Annotated in this window: 9 protein-coding genes and 3 tRNA genes; 3 read left to right on the forward strand and 9 right to left on the reverse strand. The window is 32.7% G+C overall.

The window, feature by feature from the left end:
- The first annotated feature begins 109 nt into the window (after positions 1–109).
- Entirely contained in the window at positions 110–1,408 is a 1,299-nt protein-coding gene (locus ACEN2I_RS12835; RefSeq protein WP_441766500.1) for a hydroxymethylglutaryl-CoA reductase, degradative, read from the forward strand.
- An 89-nt stretch (positions 1,409–1,497) separates the two neighbouring features.
- Positions 1,498–2,418, forward strand: a complete 921-nt coding sequence (locus ACEN2I_RS12840; RefSeq protein ID WP_441766501.1) for a GYDIA family GHMP kinase — start codon at positions 1,498–1,500, stop codon at positions 2,416–2,418.
- Between the two features lie 6 nt (positions 2,419–2,424).
- Here the strand turns inward: ACEN2I_RS12840 and ACEN2I_RS12845 are convergent, their stop codons facing one another.
- The 7 genes from ACEN2I_RS12845 to ACEN2I_RS12875 all read right to left on the reverse strand — a co-directional run bounded on the left by ACEN2I_RS12845 (position 2,425) and on the right by ACEN2I_RS12875 (position 9,386).
- Positions 2,425–2,859: a hypothetical protein gene (locus ACEN2I_RS12845; RefSeq protein WP_441766502.1), complete on the reverse strand. Its 435-nt coding sequence runs from the start codon at positions 2,857–2,859 to the stop codon at positions 2,425–2,427.
- 287 nt (positions 2,860–3,146) lie between these two features.
- Positions 3,147–5,243 carry a peptidylprolyl isomerase gene (locus tag ACEN2I_RS12850; protein WP_441766503.1) on the reverse strand — a complete coding sequence of 699 codons (2,097 nt, stop codon included), beginning with the start codon at positions 5,241–5,243 and terminating at the stop codon, positions 3,147–3,149.
- A gap of 109 nt (positions 5,244–5,352) precedes the next feature.
- Complete coding sequence (locus tag ACEN2I_RS12855) at positions 5,353–6,612, reverse strand: hemolysin family protein (protein WP_441766504.1); 1,260 nt, start codon at positions 6,610–6,612, stop codon at positions 5,353–5,355.
- A 3-nt stretch (positions 6,613–6,615) separates the two neighbouring features.
- On the reverse strand, positions 6,616–6,810 hold the full coding sequence (locus tag ACEN2I_RS12860) for a hypothetical protein (RefSeq protein WP_441766505.1): 195 nt from the start codon (positions 6,808–6,810) through the stop codon (positions 6,616–6,618).
- A gap of 13 nt (positions 6,811–6,823) precedes the next feature.
- Positions 6,824–7,381, reverse strand: a complete 558-nt coding sequence (lptC, locus tag ACEN2I_RS12865; protein ID WP_441766506.1) for an LPS export ABC transporter periplasmic protein LptC — start codon at positions 7,379–7,381, stop codon at positions 6,824–6,826.
- 51 nt (positions 7,382–7,432) lie between these two features.
- On the reverse strand, positions 7,433–8,659 hold the full coding sequence (locus ACEN2I_RS12870) for a hypothetical protein (RefSeq protein WP_441766507.1): 1,227 nt from the start codon (positions 8,657–8,659) through the stop codon (positions 7,433–7,435).
- On the reverse strand, positions 8,652–9,386 hold the full coding sequence (locus ACEN2I_RS12875) for a type III pantothenate kinase (RefSeq protein ID WP_441766508.1): 735 nt from the start codon (positions 9,384–9,386) through the stop codon (positions 8,652–8,654). The genes ACEN2I_RS12870 and ACEN2I_RS12875 overlap by 8 nt, the downstream gene beginning before the upstream one ends.
- A 142-nt stretch (positions 9,387–9,528) precedes the next feature.
- Between ACEN2I_RS12875 and ACEN2I_RS12880 the strand changes: the two genes are divergently transcribed.
- Positions 9,529–9,604 (forward strand) — tRNA-Phe (locus ACEN2I_RS12880).
- A gap of 655 nt (positions 9,605–10,259) precedes the next feature.
- Here ACEN2I_RS12880 and ACEN2I_RS12885 read toward each other — a convergent pair.
- Together ACEN2I_RS12885 and ACEN2I_RS12890 are read right to left on the reverse strand one after the other, a co-directional pair.
- A tRNA-Asp gene (locus tag ACEN2I_RS12885) sits at positions 10,260–10,333 on the reverse strand.
- 320 nt (positions 10,334–10,653) lie between these two features.
- A tRNA-Asp gene (locus ACEN2I_RS12890) sits at positions 10,654–10,718 on the reverse strand.

The raw sequence follows: 10,718 nt of genomic DNA on the forward strand, positions 1-10,718 counted from the left end.
TAAATGTTAAAAAAAATAACGATTGCGTATTTTACAATTTTAAATAGATTGTAAACAAAACCCTTAAATTGGTATCTTTGCCGCAACATTATTATTTAAAATACTGAAAATGAACAATGCTGTTGCCGGATTTTCGAAATTATCCAAAAAAGAAAAAATTAACTGGATTGTCAATGAATATTTTTCAACGCCTGAAGAAGCCCATAATATAATAAGAAATTACTGGAATTCAGACGAAAAGCTTCAACAACTGCATGATGAATTCATAGAAAACACGATAACAAATTTTTATATTCCACTTGGGGTTGCGCCGAATTTTTTAATAAACGGAAAAAACAAAACCATTCCAATGGCCATTGAAGAAAGTTCAGTTGTCGCTGCAGCATCAAAATCTGCAAAATATTGGGCAACCCGTGGCGGTTTTAAAACAACCGTTATCGATACTGAAAAAATAGGTCAGGTTCATTTTACTTTTAATGGAGATGCTCAGAAATTAGAAGTGTTATTTAACCTCATTAAGCCAAAATTTTTCTCAGAAACTAAAAGCATTACCAAAAACATGCAATTGCGTGGAGGAGGAATTCTGGATATTCAATTAAAAGACAAGAGAAATTTACTCGCAAATTATTTTCAGCTTCATGCAACTTTTGAAACAAAAGACAGCATGGGGGCCAATTTCATCAACTCGTGTTTAGAACAATTTGCTACCACCTTAAAAGAAGAAGCTCAGAATGCTGACTTAGAAATTGAGGTAATTATGAGCATTTTGTCAAACTATGTTCCAAATTGTATTGTACGAGCTGAAGTTTCCTGCCCGGTCAAGGATTTAACAGAAAAGCATATTACAAACCCACAGGATTTTGCCGAACGTTTTGTGCAAGCCGTACAAATTGCCGAAGTTGAACCTTATAGAGCCGTCACTCATAACAAAGGTATTATGAATGGTGTAGACGCTGTGGTTCTGGCAACTGGAAACGATTTTAGAGCTGTCGAGGCCGGTGTTCACGCCTATGCCTCCAGAAATGGTCAATATTCAAGTTTATCACACGCTAAAATAGAAAATGGTGTTTTTACTTTCTGGCTGGAAATTCCGCTTGCTTTAGGAACCGTAGGCGGATTGACTTCGTTACATCCATTAGTAAAATTATGTTTAGAAATTCTTCAAAAACCTTCTGCCAAAGAATTAATGGAGATTATTGCCGTAGCTGGTTTAGCTCAAAATTTTGCAGCTTTACGTTCATTAACAACTACCGGAATTCAGGAAGGCCACATGAAAATGCATCTTAACAATATCATTAACCAATTTGAAGCCAACGAACAAGAGCGTCTTTTAATAAAAACTCATTTTAAGAAAATAGCAGTTTCACATAGCGCCGTAGTTGAATTTATTGAAAATTTAAGAAAATAATTAGAAGCTATTCCCGCTGTTCACTAAATCTTTTATGGCGAACCCCGCCACAAAAGGATATCGTTACCATCGGGGCTAAAAAATAACGAATGAAAACAACCTTTTATAGCAACGGAAAACTTTTAATAACAGGAGAATACTTAGTTCTTGACGGCGCCAAAGCTTTTGCATTACCAACAAAATTTGGCCAGAATCTAATTGTAGAAAATGGTACAAACAAGGAAATCATCTGGAAGAGTTATAATGCTGATCAAAAAATTTGGTTTGAAGACACCATTTCGTTTAATGAAATAATTAATAATGTAAAGGCAGAAATGGAAACCGTAAAAACAACACTGATTACCATTTTGCATGAATCCTATCTTTTAAACCCTGCTTTTATTGATAATGCTGAAGGATATAAAGTAACAACAGAGCTAACCTTTCCGAAAAACTGGGGATTAGGCACCTCTTCAACTTTATTAAACAATATTGCAAAATGGGCACAAATTGATGCTTTCATTCTTCTTAAAAACAGTTTTGGGGGCAGCGGTTATGATATTGCCTGCGCACAGAATGACACTCCTATTATTTATCGGTTAGAAAACAACTATCCAATTGTAGAACAAATAACATTTTCTCCTGATTTTACCGAAAATATTCATTTTGTATACCTTAATAAGAAACAAAGCAGCAAAACAGCTATACAAGCTTACAACGACAACAAAAACAGTCATTTAGCCACAAACATATCCGAGAATGACAAGCTTACTGATGCGGTTATAAAAGCAAAAACACTAAAAGAATTTAGTATTACATTAGAAAATCATGAAATCCATTTGAGTGATATACTGAAACTGCAAACCATTAAAGAAATGATTTTTCCGGATTTTAACGGAGTAATTAAAAGTCTTGGTGCGTGGGGCGGTGATTTTGTAATGGTCGTTTCAAAAGAAAATCCGAAAGATTATTTTACTTCAAAAGGATATAAAACTATACTTTCTTATGATGAAATGATTTTACAAAAATAATTGGCATTAGTAATTTACTTTATTGCCTTTAGTATGTTTTGTTTCGAGGTGAAGAACCTTTTCTGTTTCTGTTTCATTAGATTCAATAAGCGTATTATGCAAACGCTCTGCCATTTTTTCTATACTGTTTGTAATAGAATCATATACCAATTCCATTCTACGGTGTTTCTCCTCTTTTACTGCTGTTAAAACATGCTCGACAAAAACCTTATCGTACTTTTCGGCAACAGAATCACGGGTATTGGTTAATCTGATAACATAATCGTTGCTTAATATAGTAACTTTAAAGTGCTGTTCTTCATTACTCAAATAATATTTCCCTCCTAATTCATCAACATTGATGTCGGTACTGGGGATCTTTAAAAGTTCAGATATTATTCCAAAAATGTGACTTTCAATTTTAGAATATACTTTAGGTTTCTTTCTAAACAGATTAAACATAACAAAAATTAAATACTTGATTATTAGCGATCTTCACCATAATTCTTTGATTTTTTTTATTTAACATCTTTAAAAACACTGACTTTGTTAAAACAAAAATTCTGACAAATTAAATGTAATAATTTGAATATCCCAAATTTTTTAAATCATATTTAGATCATCTCTATATAACTTAAGAAAAAGCATCAATATTAATTAATGTAAAATCTTACAAAATTTTTATAACTAAACAAAAAACCCGAAACGTAAATGTTTCGGGTCCTATTTTTTATCTGTACTAAAAATAATTAGTAATTAAATTGCAATCTATTATCTTCAATATCAGCATTGCTTTTCAAAGCTGGCAATATTCTGCTTGCATCAGATGCACTCTGAGCTTTTAATTTCGATACGTATTCAGCATGATTAGCTATAGCAGGCGCTTTAATTGTACTGATATTTTTAACAACATACACTCCTGTATTTCCTTCGATAGGAGCAGAAATTTTATTTGGTGACAAAGCAAATGCATTTCCAACAACTTTAGGTTCCTGACCAACCCCTTGTAAAGTAGGGTTTTCCATAGTTATATTAGTTGCTTGCTGTACTGCAACTCCAACACCTTTAGCAATAGCCTCAATATTAGAACCAGTCATTTTAGCTTTTAAAAGCTCTGCTTTTTTCTTATTTTTCAGAATTGGTTCTACATAAGGTCTTGCCAATGTAACAGATACTAAACCTGATTTATTTTCACTTTTATATTGTGCAATTACATGACCAATATTTGCTATCTCAAAACGCTTTACATCACCTTCTTTAGTCTCTTTATCAAATGCCCATCTTACAATAGAACGTTGGTTTCCTAACGGACCAAAAGCTTCATCCATAGCTTTTACTGTTACCGGAGCAGCAACTTTTAAGCCTAACTCTTTTGCAGTAGCAGCAAAATCTTTATCGGCAGCTTCCATTTCGAATTTAGTAGCTAGTGTAAATACTTTATCAGAAGTAGCTTCAGAAGGTTCAATTTTTTGAGCGATTGTAGCTAAACGAATTCCGTCTTGTTTATCTGTAATTTTGATAATATGATATCCAAAAGCAGTTTCAACTAAACCAACTTTACCAATTCCGTTATTAAATACAAAATCATTGAACGGTTTTACCATTTGGTTTGGACCAAAATAACCTAAATCACCACCTTGCTGTGCAGATGAATCGTCAGAACTTGTAAAAGCAAGCATCATGAAACTGTCCGGATTGGCCTGAACCTGAGCTAAAATTTCTTCCGCTTTAGCTTTAGCTTCTTCTTTTGTTCTTTTTTCTTTTTGGTTTGGAGTTTGAGAACCTTCATAACCAATTAAAATGTGACTTGCTTTTGCATTAACTCCTGATTTAAATCCTAAAGATTTAGAAATTGCATAATATTTTCCAAAAACATATGGCCCATAAATTTGACCCGGAGCCAAACTAAATAATTTATCAGCATCAATTGCAGGTAAAGAATTTTTAGCGATATATGTTGAATCGTAAGGCACATCTGAATTAGCATTTACAAATTCAGCAACATTTGCAGCATTTCTAAATCCTGGCAGTGTATCATTTTTACCGGTTTTAGCGTTATACTCTACTCTTCCATTTAATAAAGCTGTAATTTTAGATTTAATTTCAGCATCGTCTTCTTTTGAAGGCTTGTCTTCAACTAGCACATACTGAATTTCACGAGTTGCATCTGCTTTAAATTTCTTCTCGTTTTTCTTCATGTAGTCAACAATCTCTGAATCAGAAATTTTCACTTCACTATCTTTTATAGAAGAATATAATGCAGCCGCATAAGCAAAATTCACTTTATTAGCTTCCATTTCATATTTCAGTTTTCCTTCGCTTGCAGTAGTATAAAGTCCTGATTTTACTAATGTATTGTAAATTTGAAATTTTGCATTTAATTCAGCATCTTTTTCTTTTTCAGTAATAAACTGAGCTGCTTCCGGATTTGCTTTAAAGTATTCTTTGAATTTAGCAATATCAAACATACCCGCAGCATTTAAAAACATTGGATTTTTACCAATATTTGGATCTGCTTTTAAAACTTCCAAAAGGTGTTTTTCACCAACTCTCAATCCTAATTTATCAAATTGACTTGACAATAAAGCGATTGAAACTTCTTGATCCCATACTCTGTTTGCAGCTTCAGTGGAAGTAATTCCTTGTCCACTTTTTTCAACATTACTAACTTTAACTCTAAAGTCTTCAAATGAAATATCCTTTCCATTGATGCTTCCTACATCTTTTGAACTCTGACCGAAGCTTCCTCTTGTAAATAGATCTTGTATTATAAATGCAAATAATGCAAGTGCAATAACACCTATCAATAAAGCGGAACGCTGTCTAATTTTTGCTAAAACTGCCATTTTTATTATCGTTAATTTTTATATTCAGTTTGCGAAAATACAATTATCTAGTTAATAACAATACAACTAGTGTTTTATTTTACACATTTTTTTTTAATTAATAAATATTTTACTCTTTTATAGTCATTTTTACTAATTCAATTTTCTTATTGGAACATTCTTGTATTACAAAACAATAATTGCCAATGTTTATTTTTTCACCTTTTTGAGGAATTTCTTTCGTAAAATCTACAATAAACCCGCCCAATGTACCATAAGAATCCTCTTCTGGAATCCCTAACTTATAGGTCTCATTTAAATATTCTACATCCAATCTGGCTGAAAAGAGATATTCTCCTTCACTTAATTCCTGTTCAATTAATTCTTCATCTAAGTCATGTTCATCTTCAATTTCACCAAAAAGCTCTTCTACAATATCTTCAATAGTCATAATACCTGAAGTACCACCGTATTCATCCAAAACAACTGCAACATTTTTTCTTTTTTTCAGAAGCAAACTTAAGACATCCTTTATCAAAATCGTTTCAGGAACAAATTCAACTGCCATTAAAACCGACTTTATTGTTTTTGGTTTCTTAAACAAATCAAAAGAATGAACATAACCCACAATATCATCAAGAGAATTTTGGCTCACAATAATTTTAGAATAGCCTGTCTCTATAAATAACTCCTTGAGATCTGTAACACTATCAAATAAATCTATATCTACAATTTCTGTTCTCGGAGTCATAATGTCGCGAGCCTTCACACCTGAAAACTCTAATGCATTCTGAAAAATCTGAATTTCAGAATCAACTTCATCATTGTCCTCAACAGAATTCATCTGTTCAGTAATGTAATTTCCGAGTTCAATTTTGCTAAAATACAACTGTACCTGATCACCCTCGGTCTTAAAAAATTTTCTTAAAATAAAATCGGAAATCCAGATAAAAAAAGTGGAAATATAATAGAAAAGCCGATAAAAAACATAAGCAGGAACAGCAAAGATCCTAATTAAGGAATTGGCATAGATTTGAAAAAAGACTTTTGGAAAAAACTCCGCGGTTATTAAAACAATAAAAGTAGAAATCAGGGTTTGAATCAACAAACTGGTAAACTCTGAAAATTGATATCCAAAATTCACCATACACTTTAAAATCAAATCTCCGGTAAAAAAACCATAAACAACTAATGCTATATTGTTACCAATAAGCATTGCTGCAATAAATTTAGAGGGTTTTTCGGTAAGTTTTGTTAGTATTATGGAAACAAAATTATTTTGTTTCTTTTCGATTTCAAGATAAATCTTATTAGACGAAACAAAAGCTATTTCCATTCCTGAAAAAAAAGCTGATAGTATTAAACATAGTATTATAATACTAATTTCCATTTTTTACTGTTTTTTATAATGATCGTCAAATTTTCTAGAGAACTTTCTCCTGAAGAAAAACATAAAAATACTCACACCAGCAATCAAAAAACTAAGCCAGGCAGTTTCACCCGGATCATTCAGTTTTGTAATTCCGTCATAAATAAAAGCAACTGCAATTAATAAGTAAACGTATTGTGTATATTTTAAGTAATTCATAATTAATATTTTTTTAATCTTCGTCGGCTTCAATTTCTCCGGTTACTCGTTGTGAATTTATCACTTTAAAATCTTTACTAAAATCTATCCCCTGACCATTCGAAATACCTTTTGCATCCGTAAGTTTAAATTTTCTTTCGGTGTAAAACCATTCGTTTTTCTGATCAAAATATAATTGTTCTGTTTCAAGCACCTGGCCGGCTTCAGAAGTGATTTTTACTTTTCCCTGTAAATCAATTATACCGGTTTGTTTATATGACAGTGCATAATTTGCTACGATAAAAGTACGTTTTTGCTTTTTATCATACAAAGTCACATCAATTCCTTTTGGAAATTCGGTAAAAGGAAAATCAACACTGGCATAATCCAACATTTTTCTGCTTTTTAAAACTCCAGTTATACGACCAGAATCAGTGTATTTTATATTGATTGTATCAGCATCTGTAGCAGGGAAAAATTCTGAAAAGTTAATTTTCTGAACTTCTTTAAAATTACTTTCGCACCCAAAAAACAGTGTCACAGCAAAAACTGTGACAACATTTATAATAGTATGTCTTTTTGGTAAATTCATTCGCCAAATGTAGTAAATTGTATTGAGCTTATAAAAACATAAATTTAAGCATTAGTTGAATTTACTTCTCACGAACCATTTGTCATTGAAAGAAAAGCTAAGACTAAAGTTTATATAGTTTTCCTGAACCAAATTTGAAGAAACGGTTCCTTTTTTACCGTATTCAATTCCAAAATTCACATTAGAAAAAGTTCCTGTGATAGGAAAACCTGCTCCCAATGTCAACCCAACATCTTTTATTGATTCATTATTAACCACAAGACCAATTTTTTCATATTTCAATCCTGCCCTGTAAGTAATTCTGCTAAGATAGCTTGAAAATGAGGTATAGTTTGGAAGATAATATCCTCCGATTGCATATTTTGCATATTTCTCATAACGCACATCCTCACTTGTATTATAATAATTTTCAAATTTACCATCACCCTGAAAAGCCAAAGTAGTACCTACTAACCATTTTCGTGCTTCTCCCACACCTGCACCGATAGTTAGTTTATTTGGCAATTTTAAAGTTGAAGCACCTGAATCATTTATATTACTGGTATCACCATCTACCTCAATAATTCTTTCACTGTCAGATTTTAAATTACTCCCAAAAGTATAAGCCAAACTCGTAAACAATTCTATTTTCTTATAGATTTTAGTTTGATACATGGTACCAATATTAAAATTAGCTCCAGATAAAGTAGAAGTGTTAGTTTCTCTTGTAGCGCTGGAAACCCCAGTAACAGCTTCTATACTTGTAGTTTCAATTTTTCCGAAATTATATTGCAAATCGGCACCAACATTCCAATTTGGCTTTATTTTATATCCCAATGCAAAAAAGACCTTGTTTAAACCACCTTTTCCTTCAAATTGACTGCTCGTTTCACCTTCAACATCTGAATTATCCTCTCTGATTTTATATCCAACTGATGAAACCGGGATCAATCCAAATCCTGCTCCAAATTTACCCATTGGAATTCCTACCAATAAATAATCAAAAGTTGACCTTGTAGTACTGGCTTTTTCAGTATCCGTTTTTATTTTTGAAGTCCCGTAAGTCCCTCCTACAGTAAAAGTAGTTTGCATAAGACTGGCATAACTTGCTGGGTTCTCTACATTCAAATGTATACTATCCTGCTCTACCGAAACACCTCCCATTGACCTGTTTTCTAAGGTTCCTTTAAATCTTACATCCCCAATTCCGTAAAAAGAATATGGGGAAGCAGTACCTTGCTGAGCAAATGAAACGAACGAAATAAGCAAACAAGCGCTTAGTATAATTTTTTTAATCATTGTCGATTTTATATTGAAATGTTTGATTCAAACTCTCAAGCAAGAAATTTGAATTGGCAAATATGGTATTTTTTAATCGTTTAGCCAAAAATTCTGTATCTCCTCCCGTTAAAATTATTATAAAATTTGGAAAATTTGCCCGATATTCATCGATAAAACCGTCAATCTCATAGACGAAACCATTAACAACCCCCGAATGTATTGCTTGTGCAGTAGTAGCTCCTATATATGATCCAGAAGCCTCCACAGCCAGCAAAGGCAGTCTAGCCGTATAATTATGCAGTGCATCATAACGCAATCCCAAACCCGGTGAAATAGCTCCTCCTAAATAATTATCGAATTCGTCGATAAAATCGTAGGTTACACATGTTCCGGCATCAATCACCAATCTGTTTTTTTTAGGAAATTGCAAAGTCGCTCCTGCTGCCAAAACCATCCTGTCTATTCCTAACGTTTTTGGAGTTGCATATCTATTTATGAAAGGAAAAGGATCTTCATGTGTCAAAAAATGAATATTAAGCTGTTTTTCGAAAATCAAAAAAGATTGTTTTTCGACATTTCCGACAGATGCAACGACTAAATCAGAACAGTTTTGAAATTTTTTTAAAATTTTTTTAATTTTTTTTTCAAGCTCATTTTTCTCAAAAACAAAACTTTCAAGAACAGTACTTTCCTCAAAGACAGCAGCTTTAATTCGGCTATTACCAACATCAACTGTTAAAACCATATTTATTTATTTACCAATGCGAAGGTACGAATTGATTTTTTTAAAAAAATGTTTTGGATAAACGAAAAATGATCCTATATTTGCACCCGCAAACACGTTCACACAACACTATGAAAATAGAAAAAAGTGATGTAATAAGCAAGGTACCTTAGCTCAGATGGTAGAGCAATGGACTGAAAATCCATGTGTCCCTGGTTCGATCCCTGGAGGTACCACCACAAAACCCGAATAGCAATATTCGGGTTTTTTGTTTTTATTAATTTGACATCAATATCTATAAAAGCAAATAACGGATCAGGCACAAAAGTTGGGGACTAATCAAAAAGAGATCTAGGACAAATCTTGAGAAGGAAACATCAAAATAAAATAAGAAATTAGCAGCCTTAAGAATTTCGATGAAAACTATTGAGCTTTTAAAATTTATGCTACCTGATTTTTTAACTGATAACTTTGAAGTAGTTTTTCCATATAGAAGAAATATTGCACTTGTATATTAAAGAGAAAATTACCCCATTAAGAACCAACCAAACATCTGTATCTGCACATTAAATGACGTCTTTTGACTAATAAAACTAAAGGAAAAATTATAAAAAAGATTGGAATTTAGCAGCCAAAGCACCCATCATAAATCAAGAGTTTGGGGCTCTTTTAAAAAAAATCAATAGACAACAACGCAACTAATTGCCAAATTACTGAAGGTTTTTTTTCGTCCTTAATGGTAAAAACCTCAAAGACAACATAAAAAGCTTTTGAACTCCTTCCCGTTTTGTACTCGCATGATTCCAAATCTTACCGTTCTTACATCAAGAAAGCTTTAATTACTCATAATCATAAAAAAAGCCTTTCCGTTACGAAAGGCTTCTTCCAATATTGCGGTCTGGACGGGACTCGAACCCGCGACCCCATGCGTGACAGGCATGTATTCTAACCAACTGAACTACCAAACCAACTGCGTTATTGTGTGTGCAAAAATACAATAGAACTTTGATTCTGCAAGGGTTTTTACGAATAAAATCAATAATTTTTTAATCTACTGATTTTAAATAAACTCCAATCTTTCAAATTCCATATTCCAATCCATTTGCGGTTAAATCAAAAGTGTTCTAAATCAAAAAAGCCATCCACAAAAGTGGAAAGCTTTTCATTGGTCTAACTACTAAACCGAGCTACGAGTTACAAAGTCGTAGCAAACAACACAACTAATCTTAGATACCGTATTTGGGCAAAAAAGCCTTTCCGTTAAGAAAGGCTTCTCCCAATATTGCGGTCTGGACGGGACTCGAACCCGCGACCCCATGCGTGACAGGCATGTATTCTAACCAACTGAACTAC

It is taken from the genome of Flavobacterium sp. W22_SRS_FK3 (assembly GCF_052113665.1).
Classification (GTDB): domain Bacteria; phylum Bacteroidota; class Bacteroidia; order Flavobacteriales; family Flavobacteriaceae; genus Flavobacterium.